This is a genomic window from Pseudomonas sp. S4_EA_1b (assembly GCF_016307435.1).
In the GTDB taxonomy this organism is placed as follows: domain Bacteria; phylum Pseudomonadota; class Gammaproteobacteria; order Pseudomonadales; family Pseudomonadaceae; genus Aquipseudomonas; species Aquipseudomonas rhodesiae.
In genome coordinates this window covers 1-25,220 of the sequence record NZ_JAEILC010000033.1, presented here as the reverse complement: position 1 = coordinate 25,220, position 25,220 = coordinate 1, and the positions used below count along the sequence as shown (strand labels likewise).

General features: G+C 61.4%; 30 protein-coding genes. 14 read left to right on the top strand and 16 right to left on the bottom strand.

What is annotated here, in order from left to right; all coding sequences use genetic code 11:
• The first annotated feature begins 47 nt into the window (after window positions 1-47).
• Window positions 48-932 carry a sugar nucleotide-binding protein gene (locus YA0848_RS10855; RefSeq protein WP_040265596.1) on the top strand — a complete coding sequence of 295 codons (885 nt, stop codon included), beginning with the start codon at window positions 48-50 and terminating at the stop codon, window positions 930-932.
• 120 nt (window positions 933-1,052) lie between these two features.
• On the opposite strand, the gene YA0848_RS10850 is transcribed toward YA0848_RS10855, so the two are convergent.
• The 5 genes from YA0848_RS10850 to YA0848_RS10830 all read right to left on the bottom strand — a co-directional run bounded on the left by YA0848_RS10850 (window position 1,053) and on the right by YA0848_RS10830 (window position 4,970).
• Entirely contained in the window at window positions 1,053-1,751 is a 699-nt protein-coding gene (locus YA0848_RS10850; RefSeq protein WP_034100978.1) for an OmpW/AlkL family protein, read from the bottom strand.
• Window positions 1,752-1,846: 95 nt separating this feature from the next.
• A complete protein-coding gene (locus YA0848_RS10845; RefSeq protein WP_034100977.1) occupies window positions 1,847-2,368 on the bottom strand; it encodes a DUF3299 domain-containing protein in 522 nt (173 codons plus the stop codon).
• An 11-nt stretch (window positions 2,369-2,379) separates the two neighbouring features.
• Window positions 2,380-3,645 carry an ABC transporter permease gene (locus tag YA0848_RS10840; protein WP_034100976.1) on the bottom strand — a complete coding sequence of 422 codons (1,266 nt, stop codon included), beginning with the start codon at window positions 3,643-3,645 and terminating at the stop codon, window positions 2,380-2,382.
• Window positions 3,627-4,364: an ABC transporter ATP-binding protein gene (locus tag YA0848_RS10835; protein ID WP_169903378.1), complete on the bottom strand. Its 738-nt coding sequence runs from the start codon at window positions 4,362-4,364 to the stop codon at window positions 3,627-3,629. The genes YA0848_RS10840 and YA0848_RS10835 overlap by 19 nt, the downstream gene beginning before the upstream one ends.
• 6 nt (window positions 4,365-4,370) lie before the next feature.
• Window positions 4,371-4,970 carry a DUF2796 domain-containing protein gene (locus YA0848_RS10830; RefSeq protein WP_034115247.1) on the bottom strand — a complete coding sequence of 200 codons (600 nt, stop codon included), beginning with the start codon at window positions 4,968-4,970 and terminating at the stop codon, window positions 4,371-4,373.
• Window positions 4,971-5,101: 131 nt separating this feature from the next.
• Between YA0848_RS10830 and YA0848_RS10825 the strand changes: the two genes are divergently transcribed.
• Window positions 5,102-5,449, top strand: coding sequence for a hypothetical protein (locus YA0848_RS10825; protein ID WP_034100973.1), 348 nt, complete (start codon window positions 5,102-5,104; stop codon window positions 5,447-5,449).
• Here the strand turns inward: YA0848_RS10825 and trxA are convergent.
• Both trxA and YA0848_RS10815 read right to left on the bottom strand, forming a co-directional pair.
• A complete protein-coding gene (gene trxA, locus YA0848_RS10820) occupies window positions 5,446-6,318 on the bottom strand; it encodes a thioredoxin (protein ID WP_034115246.1) in 873 nt (290 codons plus the stop codon). The genes YA0848_RS10825 and trxA overlap by 4 nt on opposite strands.
• 73 nt (window positions 6,319-6,391) lie before the next feature.
• Entirely contained in the window at window positions 6,392-7,291 is a 900-nt protein-coding gene (locus tag YA0848_RS10815; RefSeq protein WP_332873552.1) for an Abi family protein, read from the bottom strand.
• A gap of 12 nt (window positions 7,292-7,303) precedes the next feature.
• Between YA0848_RS10815 and YA0848_RS10810 the strand changes: the two genes are divergently transcribed.
• Entirely contained in the window at window positions 7,304-7,621 is a 318-nt protein-coding gene (locus YA0848_RS10810) for a hypothetical protein (protein WP_169903372.1), read from the top strand.
• Between the two features lie 34 nt (window positions 7,622-7,655).
• Here YA0848_RS10810 and YA0848_RS10805 read toward each other — a convergent pair whose 3' ends face one another.
• Together YA0848_RS10805 and YA0848_RS10800 are read right to left on the bottom strand one after the other, a co-directional pair.
• The gene (locus YA0848_RS10805; RefSeq protein ID WP_034100971.1) at window positions 7,656-8,309 is read right to left on the bottom strand and encodes a class I SAM-dependent methyltransferase; all 654 of its coding nucleotides are present in this window, start codon (window positions 8,307-8,309) and stop codon (window positions 7,656-7,658) included.
• Complete coding sequence (locus tag YA0848_RS10800) at window positions 8,306-8,761, bottom strand: YbaY family lipoprotein (protein ID WP_034100970.1); 456 nt, start codon at window positions 8,759-8,761, stop codon at window positions 8,306-8,308. Before YA0848_RS10800 ends, YA0848_RS10805 begins: the two co-directional genes overlap by 4 nt.
• 139 nt (window positions 8,762-8,900) lie before the next feature.
• On the opposite strand from YA0848_RS10800, the gene nrdR reads away from it, so the two are divergent.
• From nrdR to YA0848_RS10745, 11 genes are all read left to right on the top strand, one after another.
• Window positions 8,901-9,371 (top strand): transcriptional regulator NrdR, encoded by a 471-nt coding sequence (nrdR, locus tag YA0848_RS10795; protein ID WP_034100969.1) that lies wholly within the window; start codon window positions 8,901-8,903, stop codon window positions 9,369-9,371.
• Complete coding sequence (ribD, locus tag YA0848_RS10790) at window positions 9,368-10,504, top strand: bifunctional diaminohydroxyphosphoribosylaminopyrimidine deaminase/5-amino-6-(5-phosphoribosylamino)uracil reductase RibD (RefSeq protein ID WP_034115244.1); 1,137 nt, start codon at window positions 9,368-9,370, stop codon at window positions 10,502-10,504. Before nrdR ends, ribD begins: the two co-directional genes overlap by 4 nt.
• A gap of 45 nt (window positions 10,505-10,549) precedes the next feature.
• On the top strand, window positions 10,550-11,212 hold the full coding sequence (locus YA0848_RS10785; protein WP_034100967.1) for a riboflavin synthase: 663 nt from the start codon (window positions 10,550-10,552) through the stop codon (window positions 11,210-11,212).
• Between the two features lie 15 nt (window positions 11,213-11,227).
• Window positions 11,228-12,319, top strand: a complete 1,092-nt coding sequence (gene ribBA / locus YA0848_RS10780) for a bifunctional 3,4-dihydroxy-2-butanone-4-phosphate synthase/GTP cyclohydrolase II (protein WP_034100966.1) — start codon at window positions 11,228-11,230, stop codon at window positions 12,317-12,319.
• 88 nt (window positions 12,320-12,407) lie between these two features.
• A complete protein-coding gene (ribH, locus tag YA0848_RS10775) occupies window positions 12,408-12,884 on the top strand; it encodes a 6,7-dimethyl-8-ribityllumazine synthase (RefSeq protein WP_034100965.1) in 477 nt (158 codons plus the stop codon).
• Window positions 12,881-13,381, top strand: a complete 501-nt coding sequence (nusB, locus tag YA0848_RS10770) for a transcription antitermination factor NusB (protein WP_034100964.1) — start codon at window positions 12,881-12,883, stop codon at window positions 13,379-13,381. Before ribH ends, nusB begins: the two co-directional genes overlap by 4 nt.
• An 18-nt stretch (window positions 13,382-13,399) precedes the next feature.
• Entirely contained in the window at window positions 13,400-14,365 is a 966-nt protein-coding gene (thiL, locus tag YA0848_RS10765; protein ID WP_034100963.1) for a thiamine-phosphate kinase, read from the top strand.
• A gap of 66 nt (window positions 14,366-14,431) precedes the next feature.
• On the top strand, window positions 14,432-15,160 hold the full coding sequence (locus YA0848_RS10760; RefSeq protein WP_169903379.1) for a substrate-binding periplasmic protein: 729 nt from the start codon (window positions 14,432-14,434) through the stop codon (window positions 15,158-15,160).
• A gap of 128 nt (window positions 15,161-15,288) precedes the next feature.
• The gene (gene ribA, locus YA0848_RS10755; protein WP_034100961.1) at window positions 15,289-15,906 is read left to right on the top strand and encodes a GTP cyclohydrolase II; all 618 of its coding nucleotides are present in this window, start codon (window positions 15,289-15,291) and stop codon (window positions 15,904-15,906) included.
• Window positions 15,903-16,322, top strand: coding sequence for a hypothetical protein (locus YA0848_RS10750; RefSeq protein WP_034100960.1), 420 nt, complete (start codon window positions 15,903-15,905; stop codon window positions 16,320-16,322). Before ribA ends, YA0848_RS10750 begins: the two co-directional genes overlap by 4 nt.
• Entirely contained in the window at window positions 16,319-17,107 is a 789-nt protein-coding gene (locus tag YA0848_RS10745; RefSeq protein WP_047882872.1) for a cobalamin-binding protein, read from the top strand. Before YA0848_RS10750 ends, YA0848_RS10745 begins: the two co-directional genes overlap by 4 nt.
• Before the next feature lie 8 nt (window positions 17,108-17,115).
• Here YA0848_RS10745 and YA0848_RS10740 read toward each other — a convergent pair whose 3' ends face one another.
• The 7 genes from YA0848_RS10740 to YA0848_RS10710 all read right to left on the bottom strand — a co-directional run.
• A complete protein-coding gene (locus YA0848_RS10740; RefSeq protein ID WP_169903380.1) occupies window positions 17,116-18,999 on the bottom strand; it encodes a TonB-dependent receptor domain-containing protein in 1,884 nt (627 codons plus the stop codon).
• 82 nt (window positions 19,000-19,081) lie between these two features.
• Window positions 19,082-20,980, bottom strand: coding sequence for a 1-deoxy-D-xylulose-5-phosphate synthase (gene dxs, locus YA0848_RS10735; protein WP_034100957.1), 1,899 nt, complete (start codon window positions 20,978-20,980; stop codon window positions 19,082-19,084).
• Between the two features lie 111 nt (window positions 20,981-21,091).
• On the bottom strand, window positions 21,092-21,979 hold the full coding sequence (gene ispA / locus YA0848_RS10730) for a (2E,6E)-farnesyl diphosphate synthase (RefSeq protein WP_034100956.1): 888 nt from the start codon (window positions 21,977-21,979) through the stop codon (window positions 21,092-21,094).
• Window positions 21,976-22,218, bottom strand: coding sequence for an exodeoxyribonuclease VII small subunit (locus YA0848_RS10725; protein ID WP_003194556.1), 243 nt, complete (start codon window positions 22,216-22,218; stop codon window positions 21,976-21,978). The genes ispA and YA0848_RS10725 overlap by 4 nt, the downstream gene beginning before the upstream one ends.
• A gap of 74 nt (window positions 22,219-22,292) precedes the next feature.
• The gene (locus YA0848_RS10720; RefSeq protein WP_169903381.1) at window positions 22,293-23,432 is read right to left on the bottom strand and encodes a Fic family protein; all 1,140 of its coding nucleotides are present in this window, start codon (window positions 23,430-23,432) and stop codon (window positions 22,293-22,295) included.
• Window positions 23,433-23,841: 409 nt separating this feature from the next.
• Window positions 23,842-24,174, bottom strand: coding sequence for a hypothetical protein (locus YA0848_RS10715; RefSeq protein ID WP_169903382.1), 333 nt, complete (start codon window positions 24,172-24,174; stop codon window positions 23,842-23,844).
• Window positions 24,171-25,220: RHS repeat domain-containing protein (locus YA0848_RS10710; RefSeq protein ID WP_198731299.1), on the bottom strand; the 1,050-nt coding region annotated here is incomplete at its 5' end. The genes YA0848_RS10715 and YA0848_RS10710, both read right to left, overlap by 4 nt.

Below are 25,220 nucleotides of genomic sequence, written 5' to 3'. Positions count from 1 at the left end.
TTGTCGACAACCACCATCGTTCCAAACAGACCGGGCCTGCTCAATCTATGCGAATGCGCCTTATGTTACTGGGCGGCGGGAATGCCCTCGGGCAGGCGCTGATTCGCCTCGGTGCGGAGGAAGATATCGGTTTCCTCGCCCCCAAACCGCCCCAAGACGGCTGGGATGCCGCGAGCCTCACCCAACTGCTCGACGACACCCGTCCCGATGCGTTGATCAACCTCGCCTACTATTTCGACTGGTTCCAGGCCGAAGCGGTCAGCGAAACGCGCCTGGCCGCCCAGGAGTTCGCCATCGAACGCCTGGCCGAACTGTGCCAGCACCATTCGATCACCTTGCTGCAACCGTCCAGCTACCGTGTGTTCGATGGCTCCCGCGCCACCGCCTACAGCGAAAAAGATGAGCCGGTGCCTCTGGGCCTACGTGGCCAGGCGTTGTGGCGTATCGAACAGAGTGTGCGTGCGGCGTGCCCGCAACATGTGTTGCTGCGGTTTGGCTGGTTGCTGGATGACAGCGTCGACGGCACCCTCGGGCGTTTTCTGGAACGGGCCGAACGAGCGGAGCCATTGTTGATGGCCGATGACCGGCGCGGCAACCCGACGCCGGTGGACGACGCCGCACGGGTGATCATTTCGGTGCTCAAGCAACTCGATTGCGCCGCGCCGCTGTGGGGCACCTATCACTATGCCGGCCAGGAGGCGACCACGCCGTTGGCGCTGGGCCAGGCGATCCTCACCGAAGCCCGCGGCTATCATCCGCTGGCCATCGAATCACCCACCGCCCAGGCCCACGCCGCCCGGCCGGACGCCAACGAAGAACCGCAGCACGGCGTGCTCGCCTGCAAGAAAATCCTGCACACCTTCGGCATCAAGCCACGGGCATGGCGGGCGGCGTTGCCGGCCTTGCTGGACCGTTTCTACCGCCGCAGCTGAATGTGAGAGGGGGCTTGCCCCCGATAGCGCTGGGCCAGTCAATGAACCTGTTGACTGACACTTTGCTATCGGGGGCAAGCCCCCTTCCACATGGGTTATGCAGCGCTGGTTAGAGCAGGCTTAGAACTTGTAGCCGATACCCACCATGTAGACCATTGGGTCCACGTCCACATTGACCTTGGCGCGAGTGCCGGCGGCCACAGCGTTGTTGTCCACGGTGGCTTTGGTGCTGATGTCGATGTAGCGCGCCTGGGCGTTGATCATCCACTTGTCGTTGATCATGTAATCCGCACCGATCTGCGCGGCCCAGCCCCAGGAGTTTTCTGCTTTGAAGTTGCTGAAGCCTGCGCTCTCGGCACGGCTGCCGACGTGTTCGTCGTAGATCCAGGTGTAGTTGATACCGGCACCGACGTACGGTTGGAACGCGGATTTTTTATCCAGCGGGTAGTACACGACGCTCAGGGTCGGCGGCAGGTGCTTAAGGGTACCGAGCTTGCCGTTCGCGGCGCCGAGGGCGGTGTTCTTGATCTTCACATCGTGCTCGAACGGGGTAGCAGCCAGCAGTTCGATACCGACGTGGTCGGTGACCATGTAGGCGAAGTTCAAGCCCAGTTGAGTGTCGCTGCTCATGGTCGCCTTGCCGCCGAGGTTGGCGCCGGCCAGAGGGCCCTGGTCAACCTTGACGCTGCCGCTGTCGGCTTTCGGGTTCACGGTGATTGCACCGGCGCGAACCAGAATGTCACCAGCTTCGTGAGCGTGGGCGGCAGGGGCGACGAGGGCGAGCGCGAAGAGGGACGCGCCGAGCAGAGACTTGTTCATGGGAGCTCCAAAGGACGTTAAAAAAGTTGTAGGTCCAATGGTAAAGATCGTTCCGTTCGGTCTTTTGACTCAGCTCAATGAAAGGGCAATAAGCGCTATTCGGGTAGTTCGTACATATAAATTTTCTCGGCGTCCATCTGGTAACCGGCGTCGGCCAGCTCACTGGTGGACGGCTTGACCTGCATCGCGCCCTCGATCCAGTACGGCTGGTACAGCTCATCGAGCTTCACACCGATTTCGCTTTTGACATGCACGATCTGGTTCGACGGCGGCGGCGGCACATGGATGCACGCGCCAAAGTACGGCACCAGCAGAAACTCGGTGGTGCGGCCTTCCTCGCTGACTTCCAACGGCACGATATAACCCGGCAGACGAATATGCTGGCCGTCTAGGCTCTTGACCACCGGCGCATTGGGCAAGTCCTGCTTGGCCGCTGGCGCCGCTTCCACGGACAAGGCATCGGCCATTTTCGACAGGTCGTGCAGCGGCTTCATATTGGGCACTTCCGGCGGCGCGTCCGGCGGAATCATTTCCTGCCAGGACAGATCCCTGGGCGGCTCATCGGCCCAGGTCGGCACGGCCAGCACGAGCAACAGGGCAAACAGGGCACGGCGCATCGAAACCTTCCTCATAAACGAATGGACAGGCCGTCGGCCAGGGATTGTCGATAGGCGCGCCACGCGGGCACGCTGCCCATCAACAGCGCGGCGGCCAGGATACCGGCGAGCAGGGTCCATTCATATTCGCTCGGCCATGACATCGGCAGGTCCAGGCCGTAATTGGCCTGCAAGTAACCGCGCGATGCGGCGATGCACACATAGAGCAAACCAACGCCCGCGGTTACTCCTGACAGCGCCAGGGCGAAGGCTTCGAAGATCAGCAGCGTCGCGATGTGCCACGGTCGCGCACCCACCGAGCGCAAAATCGCCATCTCGCGGCGGCGCTCGTTGAGGCTGGTGAGGATCGCCGTGAGCATGCCGATCAGGCCGGTCAGCACCACGAACAGCGAGATTACAAACAGCGCTTTTTCGGCGGTGCCCATCATGCTCCACAGCTCTTGCAACGCCACGCCCGGCAGGATCGCCAGCATCGGCTCGCCGCGAAATTCGTTGATCTCCCGTTGCAGGGCGAAGGTGGAAATCTTGTTGTTCAGGCCCAGCATAAAAGCGGTGATGGCCTGCGGCGTAAGGTCCATGTTGCGCGCCTGGTCCGCGCTGATCCGGCCTTTGCCTTGGGCGGGGACGCCGTTGTGCCAGTCGATGTGGATCGCTTCCATGCCGCCGAGGCTGATATGCAGCGTGCGGTCCACCGGCGTGCCGGTGCGTTTGAGAATACCGACCACGGTGAACGGCTTGTCATCGTGCTTCACCAGGCTGACCACCGCTACGCCGTGGGCCAGCACCAGTTTGTCGCCGAGTTTATAGTGCAGCGCATCGGCCACTTCGGCGCCGAGCACCACTTCGAACGGGTCGCTGGCAAAGGCGCGGCCGCTGGCCAGTTCGAGGTTCTGCTTGCGGCCGTACTGGTAGTGCTCGAAGTAAGAAGCGTTGGTGCCCATCACGCGGTAGCCGCGGTGGGAGTCGCCGAGGGAAATCGGAATCGCCCATTTCACCTGAGGGCTGGCGGCGAAATGCTCGAAGCTGTCCCAGCGGATGTTGTTGGTGGCGTTGCCAATGCGGAACACCGAGTACAGCAGCAGGTTCACCGAGCCCGAGCGCGCGCCGACGATCAGGTCGGTGCCGCTGATGGTGCTGGCAAAACTATTGCGGGCCTCGACGCGCACCCGCTCCACGGCCAACAACAGGCACACCGACAAAGCGATGGCGAAGGCGGTGAGGATCGCGGTGAAGCGGCGGTTCGCCAGGCTGGCCATGGCTAGACGGAACAGATACATCTCAAACCTCTAACCTCTGCGGGCGTGGCGGCGCGATTGAGTTCGGCCAGCGACAAATGACGGTCGAACAGCGGCGCCAGGCTCTGGTCATGGCTGACGAACAACAGGCTGGCACCGGCGTCGCGGCACTCGGCGAACAGCAGTTGGATAAAGGCTTCGCGGGCGTCGTAGTCCAGGGCCGAGGTGGGTTCGTCGGCGATCACCAGTTCCGGTTGACCGATCAGCGCACGGGCGGCGGCCACCCGTTGTTGCTGGCCGATGGACAGCGAGTCGGCGCGGCGCTCCAGCAGATCCTTGTCTTTCAACCCCAAGTGCGCGAGCAGAGTAGCGGCTGCCTGGTCGACGCTGCCGTGACGCTGGACCGCGCGTTGCGCGCGCAGCTTGGAAAAGTGGCAAGGCAGCTCGACGTTCTCGCGCACCGACAGGAACGGCAACAGGTTGAACTGCTGGAAGATATAGCCGGTGTGGTCAACACGGAAGCGATCCCGGGCACCCGCCGACAGCGCGGTGAGTTCCTGGCCGAGCAGGCGGATGCTGCCTCGGCCGGGCTTCTGCACGCCACCCAGTAAGCCCAGCAACGTGGTTTTACCGCTGCCGCTGGGGCCTTTGAGAAACAGGGTTTCCCCGCGCTCCAGACGAAAGGCGGGGATATCCAGCAACTGAGGATGACCGGGCCAGCTAAAGCCCAGGTCGGACAGTTCGATCAATGGGTGGGTCATGGGCACTCAGAACTTCAAAGTGGCTGCGGTGGCCGTCGCATCAACGCCTTGCTGGCCGCTCGGGCCGATCAGTTGTACCTGAATTTTCTGGGTGGCGGGAAAGGTCTTGAACACTTGGGTCAGGTCCAGATTGCTCAGGGCGCTCGGTGTTGCGCAGGTGAATTGATAGTGAGCGTGGATCTCGCTGTGGTCGTGATGATGCTCATGGGCGGCTGCGCCTTTGCCGTCGGTGGCGTCATCATCGTCGTCGTGATCGGCTTCGGGCTTGTCACCGAACAGCGGGCTGTTGAGTTCCTGGGAGCTGACTTTGCAACCGGCGGCCGTGGGCAGGTTGAAGAGGGCAACAGGGTTTTCCAGTTGCTTGCGCGCGGCGGCGACTTTGGCTTTATCGGCGGCGCTGCTGGCCATGTGCTCGAACCCCACCAGGTTCATCGCCGGGCTGTCCAGCTCAAGCTCCAAGGCCTGGCCGTCGAGCACCGCGTTGAGGCGAGCGACGCCGTGTTCGTGGGCACCGAGGCTACCGTGTTCGTGGTCATGGTCCTCATGAGCCTGAGCAACGGCCAGTGGCAGCAGGGCAAACGGCAAGGCAAGCAACAGACGGCGCATGGAAAAGCTCCCGGAGATGAAAGTTTTGTTATGTGATCTTATAACAATAGTGGCGAGAGTTTGACCGCCCGCTTGGCGTTGTGCAAGCCACATGGGAGCATGCCGGTCAGAAAAACTGCGGAGTAGGGACGATGTTGCGAATTCGTGGAACCATCGGCGACCTGCCGGTGGACTTGACGGTAGAGATGGACGACGGCGATTGGGCCCGCCTGGGCGCGCAATTTCAGACCGCGCCAGTGGCCCCAGCCAGCGCTGCACCGGCAGCCGCGGCGAAGCCCAACGATGACCTATGGCAGGGCGCCCAGGACCTATTGCGCAATGCGGGCCAACTCAGCGGCCTGGAACTGCTCGATCAGTTGGAAGGGCTGGCCGGCGACGCGGCGGCGGGCAAGCGTCTGCTGGTGCGCCTGCGCCACAGCGCCAAGGTCAAAGTGGCCAGCGGCGGGGATACGCCGCTGTACCGTTGGGTCGGCGATTAGTACAGCGCGGCAAACAGCTTGCGGCGGTACGCCGTCACCAGCGGGTGATCGTTGCCCAGCAGTTCGAACACTTGCAGCAAGGTCTTGTGCGGCAAGCCTTCGTTGTAGCTGCGGTTGCGGATGAACAATTTGAGTAGACCTTCCAGCGCCGCCTCGTATTGCTGGCGGGCCAATTGCTGGATCGTCAGTTGATACGCCGCTTCATCATCCTGCGGGTTCTGGGCCAGACGGCTTTTCAGCTCGGCGGCGTCCGGCAGGTCGGCGGCTTGGCGCAGAAAGGTGATTTGCGCCTTGGCGCCGGCGAGGGCGGCTTTGTGATCGTCGCTTTTTACCGCATCCAGCACGGTCTGGGCTTCGCCCAACTCACCGCGTTCGGCCAGGCAGCGCGCGTAGAGGATCAGCGCACCGGCGTTGGTGTTGTCCTCGCCCAGCAGCGCCACCAATACGGCTTCGGCATCGCTGATACGCCCTTCGGCAAACAACGCCTGGGCCTGCTCCAACGGGTCCGCCGCGGCCGGCGGTGGCATCTGCACATGGGGCTCCAGCATCGCACGCACCGCCGATTCCGGCTGCGCCCCGGCAAACCCGTCCACCGGTTGACCGTCCTTGAACAGCACAACGGTCGGCAGGCTGCGGATACCAAAGCGCGCGACGATATCCTGCTCGGCATCGCAATCGACCTTGGCCAACAACAACTCGCCCTGATAACTCTCGGCAATCTGCGCCAGCATCGGCATCAACGCCTTGCACGGCGCGCACCACTCGGCCCAGAAATCCACGAGTACAGGTTTGTGGAATGAGTTTTCGATTACCGCCTGGTCGAAGGTGGCAGTGGTGGCGTCGAAGATATACGGGGTGGGCTCACTCATGGGGCGTCTCGAAGAAAGCGGGAATGGGGGCAACTATAAGGGCTGGCGAAAGCTACCGGAAGCAGCAGGGTGCTCAGTTTTCAAGCGCATGCCAAAAAGGGTCCTGATACCAATTGAGAGGGAAGCCCATCGCATTAAGGCTAACGTCGGGAAATTCGCAAATCAGTTGATGCAAGCGTTGATCCCAGTGGCTGTCGGGGCTCACTCGATGTGTCAGATGATTCAAAATGCATAGCGCTGCAAAAATGCGGGTGTGCGGCCCGGGCTGAAAGAGATGTTTGGGCCATAAAAAGTTGGCTTTCTTTGGCAGTTCGGGACGAATGCCTAATTCTCGGTTCCACAGCCGTGAATGATGGGCGCATATGTTTCGAATGGTGGTCAGGGTGTGCAGCCAAGACTGCATCAGGGGAGCCGCAATTCCCAGACGCCTGGCAATCGCCTTTTTGTCCGCGTCTTTCGCCAAGCCTTTATATAAATGGGATAAATCGCCCAGTGTCAGTTCCTCCAACATCGCCCAGCCAGGCATAAGAGGTGCGTGGGCGTAGGTGGCGGGGTAGTGGCGGGCGTAGCTTTCTTTAGCTCTTTGGCGTTTAAGTAGGCCTTTTCTCCTGTCGTCCGCACGGGATCTATCGATGCGCTCGCATTCGCGCTGAAAATCACGCATGGCTGTGGATTGTTTGAAGGACAGCGTCGTAAGCAGCCGCTGATGATCGAACATCTGATGGAACATTCGTGGGTCTATATACCAATGACTGCCATGGGCGGGCCCCATATGGTTGCTGATGACTGCACGAGATGCGATTTCGACTCTCTCGATGGCATCCATGGTCAGTAAGCGAAGCCGTCGATCAAAGTCGTAGAGACGCGTTAACTGACGAAACTGGCTGCCATCACGAAAGCGATGATCGATATCCTCCGGTTGCTGAAACGGTCGCATATAGGGGCTGAGCCTAAAGAAGCTGACCGATTGCAAAAAAGACTCTGCGTGAACCTCATCCTGAACATTCAACCCGCGGTGCTTGAGCAGCTCAAGCTGGGCGCGAACGTCAATGGCGGGTTTGCTGAATGTCCTCATGCTCAAAAAATACCGGGCAAAAAAACCCCGCACAATTTGTGCTTGGTTGCTAAGGCAACCAGAGGCATGGCGGGTGTATTGCTGCAAAGGTTAGGTAGCCGCCCGATTTTTTGCAAGGGCGTTGAGCGCTCAGCAATGATTGAAACTGTTTGGAAAAGCATGCAGATCGATGGTCCAGGCCGCTTGCGAAGGAGGGCATTTTCCATGCACCCGCTTTTGCTGTCTTAACCAATCTATTGCTGAAAATCTGTAACGTGCGGGTTTAACGCTTCGAATGGTACAGGCTCACCTTGCGAAACTCCCAAGGCTCGGCCAGGTCCGGCAGGGTCAGGGCATCCAGTATGTCCAGGCGTCGATAGGCGGGGTGTTGGAAGTCCCGCACGCGCGAATCGGCCACCAACGCTTCGCGTCCACGGCTGAGGAAGTGATCCAGCAGTGGCAGGTTGGCGCGGTCGTAGAGCACGTCGGCCACCAGGATCAGGTCGAAGCGGTCGGCTTCGGCGAAAAAATCGGCGGAATAAGCCAGTTCGACGCCGTTGAGTTCGGCATTCGCCCGACAAGACGCGAGTGCCAGCGGGTCAAGGTCGCAGGCCACCACTTCCAGGGCGCCAGCTTTGACGGCGGCGATGCCAGCCACCCCGGAGCCAGCGCCGAAGTCCAGCACGCGCTTGCCCGCAACCCAATCAGGGTGCGCCGCCAGATAGCGGGCCAACGCCAGGCCGCTGGCCCAGCAAAAACTCCAGTAGGGCGGTTCATGCAGGATGCGCCGGGTTTCTTCCTGGCTGAAGGCGCGGTCCATGTTGTCCGCGTCCAGCAGCCATAACCACAGGTCGGTGCCCGGCAGCGCGCAGGGCACCAGGTGCGCGTCGCCGATCAGCGCACTCAGGGCGCGCTGCAGGTGCAGCGGTGGCGTCATGGTGCTTTGACGAGTTGCAGGGGGCCGGTGGTCTGGGTGATCGCCTGGGTAATGCGCACGGCGGGCAGGTGCAGGATCAACTGGCCGGATTGGCTGGCGCGACCGCGCAACTCGACCCGCGCACCGGCCGGGAACGCTTCAGGGTTGAATCGCAGGCGGAAGGCCAGGGGTTTGCCGTTGCCGGTCAGCACACTGCTGGCCAGTAATTGTTGCGGGCGCGAGCGGTCGTCGATCACCAGCAATGCCATCTCGACCTCGGCGCCGGCGGGCACGTTGGTCAGGCTGCCGTTGATTTCACGCTGGTAGGCCGGCAGGGGGCCGAGGTCTTCGACCCCTGGGACTTTTTTCTCCTGCGCGGGCGTCGGTTGGGGCGCGCTCGGCTTGGGGGCTTCGCTGCTGCAGGCGACCAGAACACTGAACAACGCGAGTAAAACAACAGGTCGTAACTGCATGTACGGCTCCAGAAGGGACAAAATCCGTGGCTTAAAAGAGAAGAAACATAATTGTCAGCCTATATACCGTAAAGGCTATGGCTTGTCTTGCCACGGGGATGCGCTACCATGGCCCTCCCATTTTTTGTTGCCTGCCACCATGCACTGTCCCTTCTGCGGTGCCAACGACACCAAGGTCATCGACTCGCGACTGGTCGCCGAGGGCGATCAAGTACGTCGCCGGCGCGAATGCCTGGCCTCTGGCTGCGGTGAACGTTTCACCACCTTCGAAACCGCCGAACTGGTGTTGCCACGGCTGATCAAGTCCGACGGCAGCCGCCAACCCTTCGACGAAGAAAAACTGCGCGCCGGTATGCAGCGTGCCCTGGAAAAACGCCCGGTGAGCGTCGAGCGGCTGGAAGCGGCCCTGGCGCATATCAAGCACAAATTGCGTGCCACCGGCGAGCGCGAGGTTAAGAGCCTGGTCGTGGGCGAGCTGGTGATGGGCGAGCTGCAAAAGCTCGACGAAGTCGCCTATATCCGTTTCGCCTCGGTGTACCGACGCTTCCAGGACCTCAACGAGTTCCGCGAAGAGATTGATCGCCTTGCCCGCGAGCCGGCCAAACAATGAACCCGCCTTCCGCCGAACAGGCCGTGCTCGACGCCCACTACATGGCCCGTGCCCTGGAGCTTGCGCGCAAGGGCGTGTACACCACCCATCCCAACCCACGGGTCGGCTGCGTGATCGTGCGCGATGGGCAGATTGTCGGCGAAGGCTGGCATGAGCGCACCGGCGAGCCCCACGCAGAGCCCAATGCCCTGCGCGCCGCCGGCGATAAAGCGCGCGGCGCCACGGTGTACGTGACCCTCGAACCTTGCAGCCACCATGGCCGCACGCCGCCATGCGCCGATGCGCTGGTGAGTGCTGGCGTGGCACGGGTGGTGGCCGGGATGCAGGACCCCAATCCGGAAGTCGCCGGGCGCGGCATGCAGCGTCTGGCCCAGGCTGGGATCGAAGTGCGCAGCGGCGTGCTGGAGAGCCAGGCGCGAGCGCTGAACCCCGGCTTTCTCAAGCGTATGGAACACGGTCTGCCTTTTGTGCGGGTCAAGTTGGCGATGAGCCTGGACGGTCGCACCGCGATGGCCAGCGGCGAAAGCCAATGGATCACCGGCCCCGCCGCCCGTGCCGCAGTGCAGCGCCTGCGTGCCGAGGCCAGTGTGGTCTTGACCGGTGCCGACACGGTGCTGGCCGACGGCGCGCGGCTGACCGTGCGTGCCGCCGAACTGGGCCTCGATGAAGCCACAACCGCCTTGGCCATGTCGCGCCCGCCGTTGCGCGTGTTGATCGACGGCCGCCTGCGGGTGCCGCTCAATGCGCCGTTCTTCAAGGCCGGCCCGGCACTGGTCATCACCTGCGTGACCCCGGAAAACCAGTTTCCCCGTGGCCCTGAATGCCTGGTAGTACCGGGCGTCGACGGCCAGGTCGACCTGCGTTCGGCGCTGGTGGCGCTGGCTGCGAGGGGCGTCAACGAAGTGCTGGTGGAGGCAGGGCCAAGTCTGGCCGGCGCGTTTGCGCAGCAGGGCCTGGTGGACGAATACGTGATATTCGTCGCCGGCAAGTTCCTCGGCTCCGCCGCCCGCCCTTTGCTGGACTGGCCGCTTGAGAAACTGGCCGACGCTCCCCAACTCAAGATCACTGACATGCGCGCTGTAGGCGACGACTGGCGAGTCACCGCCATCCCTGTGCCATCAGCCAGCGTATAATTTTCGGCCTGCGCACCGCGCGGCCCCGTTTTCCAGGAGAAGGCCATGTTCACCGGCATTATCGAATCCATCGGCAGCATTCGCGCCATGACCCCCAAGGGCGGCGACGTTCGCCTGCTGGTTGAAACCGGCAAGCTCGACCTGGGCGACGTCAAACTGGGCGACAGCATCGCCGTCAACGGCGTGTGCCTGACCGTCATCGAACTGCCGGGCAATGGCTTTGCCGCCGACGTCAGCCGCGAAACCCTGGACTGCACGGCGATGAACGATCTCAAGGCCGGCAGCCCGGTCAACCTGGAAAAAGCCCTGACCCCGACCACCCGCCTGGGCGGTCACCTGGTCAGCGGCCACGTCGACGGCGTTGGCGAAGTGGTGTCGCGCAGCGAAAACGCGCGGGCGGTGGAATTTCGCATCCGCGCGCCAAAAGACTTGGCCAAGTACATCGCCCACAAAGGCTCGATCACCGTCGACGGCACCAGCCTGACCGTGAACGCCGTCAACGGCGCCGAATTCGAATTGACCATCATCCCGCACACCCTGAGCGAAACCATCATGGCCTCGTACCAGCCGGGTCGCCGGGTGAATCTGGAAGTGGACTTGCTTGCCCGTTACCTGGAGCGCCTGTTGCTGGGCGATAAGGCCGCAGAGCCGACTGCCGGGAACATCACCGAAAGTTTTCTAGCCGCTAATGGCTACCTGAAATCCTGACCAAGGGGGTGCCACGTGGCGCTCAATAGCATCGAAGAACTGGTTGAAGACATCCGCCAAGGCAAGATGGTCATCCTGATGGATGACGAAGACCGCGAGAACGAAGGCGACATCATCATGGCCGCCGAAGCCTGCAAGGCCGAGCACATCAACTTCATGGCCAAGCACGCCCGCGGCCTGATCTGTATGCCCATGAGCCGCGAGCGCTGCGAACTGCTCAAGCTGCCGTTGATGGCGCCGCGTAACGGCTCAGGTTTCGGCACCAAGTTCACCGTATCGATTGAAGCCACCACCGGCGTCACCACCGGCATCTCCGCCGCCGACCGCGCGCGCACCGTGCAGGCCGCCGCCGCCAAGGACGCCAAGGCTGAAGACATCGTCAGCCCCGGCCATATCTTCCCGTTGATGGCCCAGCCCGGCGGTACCCTGGCCCGTGCCGGCCACACCGAAGCCGCCTGCGACCTGGCGCGCATGGCCGGTTTCGAACCCAGCGGCGTGATCTGCGAAGTGATGAACGATGACGGCACCATGGCCCGTCGCGCCGAACTCGAAGCGTTTGCCGCCGAACACGGCATCAAGATCGGCACCATCGCCGACCTGATTCACTATCGGATGATCCACGAACGTACCGTTCAGCGGATTGCCGAGCAGCCACTGGACAGCGAACTGGGCCAATTCAACCTGGTGACCTACCGTGATTCGGTGGAAGGCGACGTGCACATGGCCCTGACACTGGGCAATATTTGCGCCGATGAACCGACGCTGGTCCGCGTGCATAACATGGACCCGCTGCGCGACCTGCTGATGGTCAAGCAACCCGGCCGCTGGAGCCTGCGCGCCGCCATGGCCGCGGTTTCCGAGGCTGGCAGCGGCGTGGTGCTGTTGTTGGGCAACCCGGTGGATGGCGACGTTTTGCTCGCGCATATCCGTGAAACCGCCGAGCAGACCCAGGTGAAAACCCCGACCACCTACAGCATTGTCGGTGCCGGTTCGCAGATCCTGCGTGACCTCGGTGTGCGCAAAATGCGCCTGATGAGCGCACCGATGAAATTTAATGCGATATCCGGTTTCGATCTGGAAGTTGTAGAATACGTGCCCTCCGAATAAAGGCCGGCGATTTCTGCCCCTTGTTCGCGGTTAAATCATCACTGAGGGACGCACTTTTCGCGTCCCGGCTCTTTAAGAGATTTGTCGAATGACCCTGAAGACCATCGAAGGTACCTTCATCGCCCCCAAAGGCCGCTATGCCCTGGTGGTTGGCCGCTTCAACAGCTTCGTGGTTGAAAGCCTGGTAAGCGGTGCCGTGGACGCCCTGGTTCGCCACGGTGTGAGCGAGAGCGATATCACGATCATCCGCGCCCCTGGCGCCTTCGAAATTCCGCTGGTTGCGCAAAAAGTGGCCCAACAGGCCGAATACGCTGCAATCATCGCCCTGGGCGCGGTCATTCGGGGCGGCACGCCGCACTTCGAATACGTGGCCGGCGAATGCACCAAGGGCCTGGCCCAGGTGTCCATGGAGTTCGGCGTGCCGGTTGCGTTCGGCGTGCTGACCGTGGATTCCATCGAACAAGCCATCGAGCGTTCCGGCACCAAGGCCGGTAACAAAGGTGCCGAAGCTGCCCTGTCCGCCCTGGAAATGGTCAGCCTGCTGTCGCAGTTGGAGGCCAAGTGATTTCCGACGAGAGCGATCAGTTCAACCCTCAGGACCCACGCCCTGCGGATGCCGGCAAGCCGTCCAAGAGCGAGAAGCGTCGCAAGGCGCGTCAACTTGCGACCCAGGCGCTGTATCAGCGTCATCTGGCAGGTGCTTCGCTGAACGAAATCGAAGCGCAGTTTCGCGTCGATAACGACTTTACCTTCGCCGATCAAAGCTATTTCCACGACATCCTGCACGGCGTTCACGCCAGCTTGACCGAGATCGACACGGCCCTGGCACCTTGCCTGGACCTGACCATCGAGGAACTGGACCCGGTAGAACTGTGCGTAATGCGCCTGTCCACCTGGGAACTGCTCAAGCGCGTCGACGTACCGTACCGCGTGGTGATCAACGAAGGCATCGAGCTGGCGAAAGTCTACGGTTCGACCGACGGCCACAAGTTCGTCAACGGCGTGCTCGATAAGCTGGCCCCGCGCCTGCGCGAAGCCGAAGTCAAGGAACACAAGCGCTGATCCGCGCTTGAGTTCTCGATGGGTGAGTTTGAGCTGATCCGCACATACTTCGCCGCCGCGCCTTGTGCGCAGGGCGGCGAAGGCATTGCCCTGGGGATCGGCGACGACTGCGCCTTGCTGGCGCTGCCCCCTGGGGAGCAACTGGCAATCTCCACCGATACTCTGGTGGCCGGCGTGCATTTTGCCGACCCCTGCGATCCGTTCCTGCTCGGCCAGCGCTCGTTGGCCGTGGCGGTGAGCGATCTGGCCGCCATGGGCGCCCACCCCCTCGCATTTACCCTTGCACTCACCACGCCGAGCGTCGATGCCGATTGGCTGCAACGCTATGCCCAGGGGTTGAACGCCATGGCGCAACGCTGCGGCGTGGGCCTGGTGGGGGGCGATACCACGCGCGGGCCGCTGAGCCTGACCATGACCGTGTTCGGCCGTGTCCCGGCGGGGCAGGCCCTGACCCGTAGCGGCGCGCAGCCAGGTGATTGGCTGTGCGTGGGCGGCGAACTGGGCAACGCCGCAGGCGCCTTGCCGCTGGTGCTAGGCCAGCGCAGCGCCGAGGCGGCCGTCGCCGAGCCGTTATTGGCCCATTACTGGTCGCCGCAACCGCAACTGGCACTGGGATTGGCGCTGCGCGGCAAGGCCACAGCGGCGATGGATATTTCCGATGGGCTATTGGCCGATTGTGGGCATATCGCCAAAGCCTCGGCTGTCAGCCTGGTCATTGAGCGGCAGGCGCTGCCATTGTCCAAAGCTCTTTTGGCATTCGTTGGTGACGAGCAGGCGCGGGTGGCCGCCCTGAGCGGTGGCGACGACTATGTGCTGGCCTTTACCCTGCCGCCCGCGCAGCTGGCGCCGTTGCTGGGCGACGGCTGGCCGATTCATGTGATCGGCCGGGTCGAGGCAGGCCAGGGCGTGACACTGCTTGACGCCAATGGCCAGGACATCACACCCGCCGTGCGTGGCTACCAACATTTTCGCGATGCACCCTGAAGCGGTGGCCTAGGCTACCCTCAATAGCGTAATCCCTGATGCAAGGCTCTGTAGGAGGTCGCCCCCATGGGTGCACGCCGCTGGTTGCTGACACTGCTGTGCTCCGCCGCGACGCTGTTGCAGGCGCAGGAGACGCCCGTGTCACCTGCCAAGGTTACGCTGGCCAGTGAGGCGTGGGACGGCTACACCAATGCCGACGGCAGCGGCCTGGCCTGGGACGTGATGCGCAAGGTATTCGAGCCGGCGGGATTCACTGTTCAAATCCGCACCGAGCCCTACACCCGAGCGGTTGGCTTGGCCCAGCGCGGCGAGGTGGACGGCTGGGTCGGTTCGTACCGTGACGAAGTCGAGGATGTGCTGTATCCCCGCTGGCACTACGATTCCGATCCCATTTACGCCCTCGGCCTGGCCACGTCCAAGGCGCCGAGCCTGGCCACGCTGGGGGAGTATCGCCTGGCCTGGGTGCATGGCTACAAATACGAGGCCTACTTGCCGAATGTACGACGTTTTAACCAGATACGTCGGCGCGACGGTATTTTGCCGATGCTGCAGCACGGACGAGCTGACTTCTACATCGATGCCTTTACCGAGGCACAGGAAGTCCTCAATCAGGCGCAAGACCCGTCGATCTTTCAGTTGACCCATCTGACCCAACTACCGCTTTACGTGGGTTTTGCCGATACCGAGCAGGGGCGGGGCCTGCGGAACGTGTTTGATCGGCGTATGGATGTGCTGGTGAAAAGCGGCGAACTCAAACCGATTTTCCAGCATTGGAAACAGCCCTATCCATTCTGACCTGCATAGAACCGAGTTGAAGGCCAATCGAACCGATTGATCTTTATCAGCGATCATTCAGCTTAAGCGTCTGTCAGAACCTGCTGTTACAATGCCGCCTCTGTGAAATCTGAAATCAGGAGCACACGGTGCCCGTCGTTTTCGTCGCCGCTTCCAAGCTGCCTACCCCTTTTGCCACGTTCACCATGAGCGGCTTTCTTGAAGAAGCCACCGGGCGCGAGCACGTTGTGCTCAGCCTGGGCGACATCGCCGATGGCGAACCCGTGCTTGGCCGTCTGCACTCTGAGTGCCTGACCGGCGATGCGTTGTTCAGCCAGCGCTGTGACTGCGGCTCGCAGCTCGAAGCCGCGCTGCAGGCCATCGCCCGGGAAGGTCGTGGCGTGTTGCTGTATTTGCGTCAGGAAGGCCGCGGCATTGGCCTGCTGAACAAAATCCGCGCCTACGAATTGCAGGATGGCGGCGCCGATACTGTGGAAGCCAACGAACGTCTGGGTTTCGCGGCCGATCAGCGTGACTACGCGATCTGCCTGCCGATGCTTGAGCACCTGGGGGTCAAATCCCTGCGCCTGATGACCAACAACCCGCGCAAGGTCAAGGCCTTGACCGACATGGGCATCACCGTGGCCGAGCGCGTGCCGCTGCACACGGGGCAAAACCCGCACAACAAGCTCTACCTGGCGACCAAGGCCAGCAAGCTCGACCACATGATGGGCAACGAGCATCAGGGTGAGGTAGACCGCGCGTGACTCGGGGCCAGGTCAAGCGTCGGCTGTCCGTCAACTGGTGGCAGTATCTGGCCCTGGCGCTGTTGCCCTTGTTTGTGATCAACCTGGTGTTTGGCCAGGCTGAATCCTTGCTGCCGGTGTTGGCCATGCCGTTCTTTATCGCGGGTGTGGCCTCGATGTTCCTCAGCCTGCGCTACTTCAACGGCTATAAACACGCGTTGATCGCCACCTCCAAAGCCCTCGACACCGCCGAAGAACCCGGCGCCTGGATCACCCTGGCGGCCCGTCGCCGTACGGCGCTGCTGGTGGCCGCGCTGCCCGCGTGGATCGGTGCGCTGGCGGTGTTCGTCGGCCTGGAGGCGGTGCCGTTGTTTCTATTGGCGCTGTCGACGATGGTGCTGTTTTACCTCTACCGCATCCCGCGTCAGTTGGGATGATGCGCCGCTGGCTGGCGCTGCTGGTGTTGGCGCTGAGTGCCCAGGCCCTGGCGGCTGAGCGAGTGGTCAGCCTGGCGCCGTCGCTGTCGGAAATCGTGATGGAACTGGGTGCCGCCGACCTGCTGGTGGGCCTGCTCGACGGTGGCGAGCGCCCGGCGGCATTGGCGCAGGTGCCTTCCGTGGGGCGTTACGGGCAGTTGGACATGGAACGCCTGCTCAGCCTCAAGCCGGACCTGATCCTACTGTGGCCCGGCAGCGTCGGCCCGGCCCAGCGCGCGCAGTTGCAGCGTTTGAATATCCCGGTGTACGTCGCCGAACCCCACAATCTCGAACAACTCACCACCCAGGTTCAGGCCATCGCCGAGCGGCTTGGGCGTGCCGACGCCGGCCGGCAATTGGCCGAGCAGTTGCGCCAGCGCCTGGCCGAACTGCGTCAGCGCTACCGACGTGCCGAACCTTTACGAGTGTTTTACCAGGTGTGGAACTCGCCGCTGTACACCGTGGGCGGTGGGCAGATCATCAGCGACGCGTTGACGGTCTGCGGCGCACGCAATGTGTTCGACGACCTCAAACTGCCGGCGCCGCAAGTCAGTATCGAGTCGGTGTTGCAGCGCAATCCCGAGCTGATTCTGGTCAGCGATCAAGCGCAAATGGACGCCTGGAAAGCCTGGCCAACCATGGCCGATCGCGTACGGCAGGTGCCCGATAAAGGCCTGGAGCGGCCCAGTGGGCAGATGCTGGAGGCGGTGGGGCGGTTGTGCCAGGTAATTGCGCCGGACCTGTGACTGGAGCCTCAGATTTCCGGAGTCCAGGTCACACCGAACAGCCATACCCGACCTTCTTCGCGGTAATCCTGATTGTTTATAAACGCCGGATCGTTATAGCTATAGCGCGCCCGGGTGTAGGACTTGTCCAGCACGTTATCGACCTTCAGCGACAGCGCCACTTCTCGATTGATCGCCCAACGGCTGCGTAGCCCAAGTAATGCATAACCGCCCAGGCGTTGTGCATTGTCGGCATCGTCATAGCTGCTGCTGATTGCCTGCCAGCTGGCGCCGAGGCCGAGCTGATCGAATTGCCGGTCCAGGTCCAGGCTCAACGTTCGCCGTGCGCGCCGGGCCAGGGTATGGCCGGTGCTACGGTCGCGCGGGTCGATGATCGACAACCCCAGATTGCCCTGCCAGCCGAACAGGTCCTGCTTGAGCGCCGCTTCCATGCCGTTGATACGCGCCGCCGCCACATTCTGCGGCATATCCGTGCTATCGACGATGATTGCGTCGCTCAAGTCGGTACGGTAAAGCGAGGCTTCCAGGTGAGTGCTGTCACTGAGCTGGCTGCGCCACTGCAATTCGTAGCTCTTGGAAGTTTCGGGCTGCACGTTAGGATTGCCGTACTTGGGGTAATACAGGTCGTTGAAGGTGGGGGCGCGAAAGCCTTCGCTGTAGCTCAGCAGCACATCATTGTCGGGGTTGATCGGCAAGGTCAGCGTGCCGCTCCAACTGTTCTGCGCGCCGAACTGTTGATTCTGGTCACGGCGCAGGCCCAGTTCCGTGGAAAACCACTCGCTGTGAAACCGATGCTGCACAAAGGCCGCGCGGTTCCAGCGGCTGTTTTCACTGAACGCGGCGGAGCCGTGGAAGCGGTCTTCATACCAGTCACCGCCTAGGATCAGGCTGTTGTGTTCGTCCAGGGTCAGGTCGTTCTGCCAGTTGACCGAGTCGCGGTAGGTGTTGAACACACTGAAGTCGTCGCTGAGGGTGTCACGCTTGGTGTCGCGGTTCTCGCTGTGGCCCAGTTCCAGGCGTGACTGCCAGCGCGGGTTGAACGTGGCATCGAGGTAACCGCTGGCACTGCTGACGGTGTAATCGGTGTAGGGCTTTTGCCCCAGCGTCTGGCCGCTGGCGGCGTCGTAGCGGCCGAAACTGTTGTCGTACTCCGACTTGCCCCGACTATCGAGCAGGTTGAAACCCGCCTCCAGCGCCTCGCTGAATGAATGGCTGAGGTTAAGACTGAGGGACTGGTTACGGTAAGCATCGTGGTCGCCGTCAGTGGGAAAGGACGCGTGGGTCGAGTTGATACCGGCGGTTTCATCCAGGCTTGCGCCCAGGTTGAACCGCGTGTGTTCATCCCCGCCTGACAGACCGAGGCTGCGCTGCCAGGTCTGAAGGCTGCCGAAGCCCAAGGTCAGACGTGGCTGTAAGCCTTGCTCGGCGTTGCGTCGGGTGAAGACTTGAATTACCCCGCCAATTGCATCGCTGCCGTAGATCACCGAGCGCGAGCCGCGCAGCACTTCCACGCGCTCGATCTGATCGACACTGATGTATTGCAGGCCGCTATCGCCGGAGGTGGTATTGGCGATGCGCTGGCCGTCCACCAGCACCAGGCTTTGAGCGGACTTGGTGCCGCGCAGGTAGATCCCCGGCAAACTGCCACGCCCGCCGGTGGGCGCCACTTGCACGCCAGGCACGCGGTTGAGCAGGTCGGTAAGGCTGGTCGGTTGCAGGCGGTCGATATCGTCGCGGGTGAACACCGTGTTGGCGGCGCTGCTGTCATTGCGCGCCTGGACCTGGCGGTTGGAGCTGATGACGATATCGGGGAGTTTCAGCGCATCGTCGCGGGTGTCGGCGAGCAATTGCGGGGAGGGCAGGAGCAGCAAGGCAAGGTACAGGTGTTTCATGGGCTGTCCATGGCGTTGAGAAGGGCACAAATCAAATATGGGAGGGGGCTTGCCCCCTCCCATATTCCTTTGGTCCCGGTTTCTACAGGCCCAGCAGCGCCATGCGGTTGCGCACAGAGGCTTCAATCCCGGCCTCATCCAGCCCGCATTCGGCCAGCATCTGCGCCGGCTTGGCATGCTCGACATATACATCCGGCAAGCCCAGGTGCAGCACCGACTTGAGGATATTCTCCCGCGCCAGGTACTCGCTGACCGCTGCACCGGCGCCGCCCATGATGGCGTTTTCTTCCACCGTGACCAGCAACTCGTGACTGCCGGCGATCTCGCGCACCAGCGCTTCATCCAGAGGTTTGACAAAGCGCATGTCGACTACCGTGGCGTCGATCTTCTCGGCGACTTTCAAGGCTTCGGCCAATTGCACGCCGAATACCAGGAACGCCACCTGGCTGCCCTGGCGACGCACGACGCCCTTACCGATCTCGATGGGCTCCAGGTCTTTTTCGATCACGGCGTTCGGACCGTTGCCGCGTGGGTAGCGCACCGCAGCCGGGCCGTTGTACAGATGGCCGGTACTGAGCATCTTACGCAATTCGTTTTCGTCGCTCGGCGTCATCACCAGCATGCCGGGGATGCAGCGCAGGTAGGACAAGTCGAAACTGCCGGCGTGGGTCGGGCCGTCTTCGCCCACCAGGCCGGCGCGGTCGATGGCGAACAGCACGTCGAGGTTCTGCACCGCGACGTCATGCACCAGTTGGTCGTAACCGCGCTGCAGGAAGGTGGAGTAGATCGCGACCACGGGCTTGGCGCCTTCGCAGGCCATGCCGGCGGCGAACGTCACCGCGTGTTGCTCGGCAATCGCCACGTCGAAGTAGCGCAGCGGGAAACGCTCGCTGAACGCCACCAGATCAGAGCCTTCCTTCATCGCCGGAGTGATGCCCACCAGGCGCGAGTCGGCGGCGGCCATGTCGCACAGCCACTCGCCGAACACCCCGGAATACTTCGGCCCGCTGGCCTTTTTCGGCGCGGCGGCGGGAGCGTCCAGCGGTTCGAGCTTGGTGATCGCGTGATAACCGATCGGGTCGACTTCCGCCGGGGCGAAGCCTTTGCCTTTTTTGGTGACGATATGCAGGAACTGCGGGCCCTTGAGGTCACGCATATTGCGCAGCGTGGCGATCAGGGTCGGCAGGTCGTGGCCATCGATGGGGCCGATGTAGTTCCAGCCCAGTTCCTCGAACAAGGTGCCGGGCACCAGCATGCCCTTGGCGTATTCTTCGGTGCGCCGGGCAATTTCCCACGCGCCGGGCAGACGCGAGAGTACCTTTTTGCTGCCTTCGCGCATGCTGGCATACGTACGGCTGGAAAGGATCTTGGCCAGGTAGTTGGACAAGCCGCCGACATTGCGCGAGATCGACATGTCGTTGTCGTTGAGGATCACCAGCATGTTGGCGTCCACTTCCGGCGCGTGGTTCAGCGCTTCGAACGCCATGCCGGCGGTCAGTGCACCATCGCCGATCACGGCAATCGCTTTGCGATCACTGTTTTGCAGACGGGCGGCAATCGCCATGCCCAGTGCCGCACTGATGGACGTGCTGGAGTGGCCGACGCCAAAGGTGTCGTACTCGCTCTCCGAACGACGCGGGAAGGCGGCGACGCCGTCCTTCTGGCGCAGCGTGCTCATGCGCTCGCGACGGCCGGTGAGGATTTTATGCGGATACGCCTGATGGCCCACGTCCCACACCAGCCGGTCGTCCGGGGTGTCGAACACGTAATGCAGGGCGATGGTCAGCTCGATGACGCCCAGGCCGGCACCGAAATGCCCACCGGTCTGACCGACCGTGTAGAGCAATTCCAGGCGCAATTCATCGGCCAGGGTTTCCAGCTCGGCTTCACCCAGACGACGCAGGCCGTCCGGCGTGGCAGCACGGTCGAGCAGGGGCGTGGACGGGCGCTTGCGGGGAATCTCTTGAAACGTCGTGGGCATCAGGCGAATCGTTATAGGTATAGAAAGAGGCGGCAGTTTACCTCAAGCATCGCAAACTGCCCACGCGGAGCGCCGAACTTGGCCGATATGCGGCCGTAATGGCCGTGGTTATCAGTGGCGGCGTTCGACGATATACCGCGCCAGGTTACGCAACGGCTCGGCCGCCGCGTCGAAAGGTCGCAGGGCCGCCAGGGCCTGGTCGCGCAGTTCCAGGGCGTAGGCCTTGGCAGCATCGAGCCCGAGCAGCGCAGGATAGGTCGGCTTGTCCCGGGCGATATCGGCGCCCTGGCGTTTGCCCAGGGTGGCGGTGTCACTTTCCACGTCGAGAATGTCGTCCTGCACCTGGAAAGCCAGGCCGATGGCCTGGGAGTAGGTCTGCAAGGCCGCCAATTGCGCAGGCTGCGCATGGCCGCTGGCCAGCGCGCCCAACTGCACGGCGGCCTCTATCAGCGCGCCGGTCTTGTGGCGATGCATGTGTTCGAGTGCTTTTTGATCCAACTTGAGACTGACCGAGCCCATGTCGATGGCCTGCCCGCCGACCATACCGGCAGGACCCGCAGCCTGCGCCAGTGTGGTGACCATGCGCAGGCGGATCTCGGCGTTGACGCTGCTCAAGCGCGGGTCCAGCAATGCGCTGAACGCCAGGCTTTGCAGGCCATCACCGGCCAGGATGGCATAGGCTTCATCGAAGGCTTTGTGAGTAGTGGGCTGGCCGCGACGCAGATCGTCGTCGTCCATGGCCGGCAAATCGTCATGTACCAGGGAATACGCGTGAATCAACTCCACCGCGCACGCGGCGCCATTGGCCTGCTCGGCCGGCGCGCCCAGCGCTTCACAGGCTGCGTACGCCAGCAAAGGGCGCACGCGCTTGCCGCCATTCATCACGCTGTAACGCATGGCTTCATAGAGGCGATTCATTTCCGGGCTTGGCGCTACGAACAAGGGTTCCAGCGCCGCATTCACCCGGGCTTGGCTACTGGCCTGATACGCGTCGATCATTCCGGCTGTTCCGCGTCGAAAGGTTCTTCGGCCAACTCCCCGTCACGCTCCAACAACACCTGTACCTTCTGCTCCGCCTGCGCCAACGCGCTCTGACAGTCGCGGGTCAGGCCGATGCCTTGCTCAAACGCTGTCAGCGAGTCCTCCAGCGACAACTCGCCGTTCTCCAGACGCTCGACCAGAGCTTGCAGGTCAGCGAGGGATTGTTCGAAATCGAGTGCAACTTTTTTGCGGGCCATGGCGGCTATTCCGGTAGACGGTAAACCGGCGCGACACTAGCAGACATGGGGATTCTGGGCAAATGAGCGGGGTCTCACTTGCCTTCTGTGTTGACCTGATAACGCGTGCTGCGGCCGCCTCCGGGCAGACGAACCAAGCAGTTTTTTTCCAGCAGGTCAGCCAGGTGTCGCGTCGCTGTCGCCTTGGAGACCTTTGCCACCGCTTGGTACTGCGCTGCGCTGATGCCGTGTTCGAAGCCCTTCTCACCACCGTCGAGCAGTCGATTGAGAACCTTGATCTGTTCAGCAGACAAAGGGAGGTCGCGGTGTTGCTGCCAGAACCGACTCTTTCCCAGCACTCGGTCAATCCGCGCCATTGCCTGCTGCACGCTGCGTAACAGGGTTTTAAGGAACCACTCCAGCCAGTCAGTGATATCCAGTGAGGCCTTCTGGCTGGATTCCAGTGCGTTGTAGTAGCCGGTGCGGTCTTCGAGGATGCTGGCTGACATGGCATAGAAACGGATGGACTGGTGTTCACCCTGGGCCAGTGCCAAATCGGTGATAGCGCGTGTCAGGCGACCATTGCCGTCATCGAAAGGATGCAGTGTGACAAACCAGAAGTGCGCGACGCCGGCGCGTACCAATGGGTCCAGTTCCGGCTGATCGCGGCTGGTTTCGAACCACTCCAGAAAATCCGCCAGTGCCTGCTCCAGTCCCAGACGTGGCGGGGCCTCGAAATGCACGGTCGGCCGATCAAGCCGGCCCGACACGACTTGCATTGGCTCATCTCCCCTCAAGGATCCAATATTGAGCGCTCGAGCGGCATAGCCCGCTTCCGGGACCGGGAACAATAAGTGATGCCATTTCAATAGGCGGGCGAGGGTAAACGGCTGGGTGAATTGTTGAGTGGCATCCATCATCAACTCGGCGAGGCCTTCGCTGCGGCGGCTTACCTGACCGTCTTCCATCGCTTCCAGGCCCATCCGCCTTGCCAGGGACGAGCGCACCGAGCCGACATTCAACTGTTCACCCTCAATCGCCGAGGACGTCAGGATATTTTGCAGCAGCGCATCCAGTTCATTCTGTGCGCTGACTGGCTGGCTGACGGAGCCGAGCATGCCCAGCAATTTGCCCTGGGCTTGTCCGCAATCGCGCAGCAACGCCGCGAGGCGACCGGGTTGCCAGTGGAAGTGCGGCCAGTCGGCGTGTTGCCAGATCCAGTGCGGATGAGCCATGGTGGAATGCCTGGGGTGCGTGAGCCGAATAAAGGGGTTATTCGGCTCATTTGGTGAGCCGATTGTGCTGCGGATTTGGCTCAGGGTCTAGGCTGGTGGTGGGTGTTTTCGTGAGCACGCCATAAAGTCCACCTTCTAGGCCGAAATCTAATGACGGATGCTGTACTCTCCGATTTTTCAGGAGCAGTCATCCATGATGCGTCCCGACATAAAAGTCGAATGAGTGTGTCTCTATACCAAGCCCGTAGGTGACGTTCTGCTCAGATATTTGTTGGATAAAGAAAAATGTTAGTTGATCTCACTTCGAAAGAAGCTGGATTAGCGAGTGATTAGCTCATCAAACTCAATGTTTTAGTTGCGCTATGGAGAAATGGTAGAAAATGACCATTTACCAAGTACATGTATCAAGCTAAAAGAAGAAAAATAGCCCTGTGTGGTTCTTGATTGCGATTGTGTTCAGGTGGATCAATTTTTTCATTATTGATGAGTTTTCAGGCGTCAGGTGGTCTTTAAATATCGCTAGCGCCTTGATGAGGTCCTCGTTGGTATTGATACTCTCATCTTCGTAGTCGTCAATTATTTTTCCCAGGGTGTTATTTATAGTTTCCACTGCGCCAGAGATCAGTAGTTTTTTATAATCTTCATCGGTGAGGTGAATGGTTTCAAGCAGAGAGTCCGGGCAATCATTTATGTCCAATAACCTCATGGCCTCTAGCGTAAGTGGGACACAAATCATCTTCATTGTTTTAGTTCCTTATTGAAATGGGTTGCTTCATTGTATTCACTTTGTGTTCTGCCCATTTGCTTTCCTGAAGGAGATGTCTTGTTGTTGGGCACGACGCCTTCAAGGCTTAAGTATCGTCTCGATCCCGGCAATGATGGGTCGTAGATTCTAAAGTAGTTTCCATTGATGTCCTCTACAACTTCAATTCCATTTAGAGGGTTCTTATATATTTTTTTGCCTTTGTCTGTTGTGGTTACAGTTGGATCGGTGCCGGCAAATTTGACAATGTTTTCACTCAGGCTAGCTGTTTTCCAATTCGCTGAATATTTAGCTGATCGCTCAGCTCCTCCTGTTTTGGGTAATACAGCATCTCCTTCATCAGCTTTTACAGTTTTGGCCGGTTCATTAGCAGCTACCTCTGGCTTACAACCGTCTCCCCCGGGGCAGGTGTTTAAGCCTAACGGATCTACCCATCCTGTAGGGTTTAGAGCGTACTGGTAGGAGTTGATCCCACCCGCCAACTTCACCGGGTCTGGCGTCAGGTAGCGACCAATATCCGGATTGTAGTAGCGATGGCGGTTGTAGTGCAGGCCACTTTCTTCGTCGAAGTATTGGCCCTGGAAGCGCAGTGGGTTGTCGATTTTGCCTACGTCGAGCCGGGCGATTTCGCCGTAGGCGCGGTAGTGCGCGGACCAGACGATTTCGCCATCCGGGGCTGTGAGTTCTTGCGGCGTGCCGAGGTGGTCGAGTTGGTAGTGGTAGGGCTGTGTTTCTTTTGGACCGAAGCCTTGTAAAAGCGCCAGCGGCCGGAAGCTGTCGGGTTCGTAGAGGTAGCTGCGGTGGCGGCCCGCTTGGTGTTCGGCGATAAGTGTGTCGCCTTGCCAGAAAAATTCGGTGGTGATGCCGTCGACGGTTTTGCTGATACGCCGGCCAAACGGGTCATAGCGGTAACGGGCGGTTTGGCCGTTGGACCGGGTGATTTCGATCAGCCGGTGCTGGCTGTCATAGCGGTATTCGGTGACGAGTTGCTGGCCTTTGCCACGCCGTTCCTGGGTCAGGTTGCC

Excerpts from the sequence above, each read along its gene's own strand:
- YA0848_RS10800 (WP_034100970.1), bottom strand. The coding sequence starts at position 8,761 with ATGCAGTTACGACCTGTTGTTTTACTCGCGTTGTTCAGTGTTCTGGTC.
- dxs (WP_034100957.1), bottom strand. The coding sequence starts at position 20,980 with ATGCCCACGACGTTTCAAGAGATTCCCCGCAAGCGCCCGTCCACGCCC.
- YA0848_RS10745 (WP_047882872.1), top strand. The coding sequence starts at position 16,319 with ATGATGCGCCGCTGGCTGGCGCTGCTGGTGTTGGCGCTGAGTGCCCAG.
- ribD (WP_034115244.1), top strand. The coding sequence starts at position 9,368 with ATGAACCCGCCTTCCGCCGAACAGGCCGTGCTCGACGCCCACTACATG.
- YA0848_RS10740 (WP_169903380.1), bottom strand. The coding sequence starts at position 18,999 with ATGAAACACCTGTACCTTGCCTTGCTGCTCCTGCCCTCCCCGCAATTG.
- YA0848_RS10785 (WP_034100967.1), top strand. The coding sequence starts at position 10,550 with ATGTTCACCGGCATTATCGAATCCATCGGCAGCATTCGCGCCATGACC.
- YA0848_RS10720 (WP_169903381.1), bottom strand. The coding sequence starts at position 23,432 with ATGGCTCATCCGCACTGGATCTGGCAACACGCCGACTGGCCGCACTTC.
- YA0848_RS10805 (WP_034100971.1), bottom strand. The coding sequence starts at position 8,309 with ATGACGCCACCGCTGCACCTGCAGCGCGCCCTGAGTGCGCTGATCGGC.
- ispA (WP_034100956.1), bottom strand. The coding sequence starts at position 21,979 with ATGATCGACGCGTATCAGGCCAGTAGCCAAGCCCGGGTGAATGCGGCG.
- nrdR (WP_034100969.1), top strand. The coding sequence starts at position 8,901 with ATGCACTGTCCCTTCTGCGGTGCCAACGACACCAAGGTCATCGACTCG.
- YA0848_RS10835 (WP_169903378.1), bottom strand. The coding sequence starts at position 4,364 with ATGACCCACCCATTGATCGAACTGTCCGACCTGGGCTTTAGCTGGCCC.
- ribH (WP_034100965.1), top strand. The coding sequence starts at position 12,408 with ATGACCCTGAAGACCATCGAAGGTACCTTCATCGCCCCCAAAGGCCGC.
- YA0848_RS10850 (WP_034100978.1), bottom strand. The coding sequence starts at position 1,751 with ATGAACAAGTCTCTGCTCGGCGCGTCCCTCTTCGCGCTCGCCCTCGTC.
- YA0848_RS10715 (WP_169903382.1), bottom strand. The coding sequence starts at position 24,174 with ATGAAGATGATTTGTGTCCCACTTACGCTAGAGGCCATGAGGTTATTG.
- YA0848_RS10855 (WP_040265596.1), top strand. The coding sequence starts at position 48 with ATGCGAATGCGCCTTATGTTACTGGGCGGCGGGAATGCCCTCGGGCAG.
- YA0848_RS10830 (WP_034115247.1), bottom strand. The coding sequence starts at position 4,970 with ATGCGCCGTCTGTTGCTTGCCTTGCCGTTTGCCCTGCTGCCACTGGCC.
- YA0848_RS10725 (WP_003194556.1), bottom strand. The coding sequence starts at position 22,218 with ATGGCCCGCAAAAAAGTTGCACTCGATTTCGAACAATCCCTCGCTGAC.
- YA0848_RS10760 (WP_169903379.1), top strand. The coding sequence starts at position 14,432 with ATGGGTGCACGCCGCTGGTTGCTGACACTGCTGTGCTCCGCCGCGACG.
- YA0848_RS10845 (WP_034100977.1), bottom strand. The coding sequence starts at position 2,368 with ATGCGCCGTGCCCTGTTTGCCCTGTTGCTCGTGCTGGCCGTGCCGACC.
- YA0848_RS10840 (WP_034100976.1), bottom strand. The coding sequence starts at position 3,645 with ATGTATCTGTTCCGTCTAGCCATGGCCAGCCTGGCGAACCGCCGCTTC.
- thiL (WP_034100963.1), top strand. The coding sequence starts at position 13,400 with ATGGGTGAGTTTGAGCTGATCCGCACATACTTCGCCGCCGCGCCTTGT.
- YA0848_RS10825 (WP_034100973.1), top strand. The coding sequence starts at position 5,102 with ATGTTGCGAATTCGTGGAACCATCGGCGACCTGCCGGTGGACTTGACG.
- trxA (WP_034115246.1), bottom strand. The coding sequence starts at position 6,318 with ATGAGTGAGCCCACCCCGTATATCTTCGACGCCACCACTGCCACCTTC.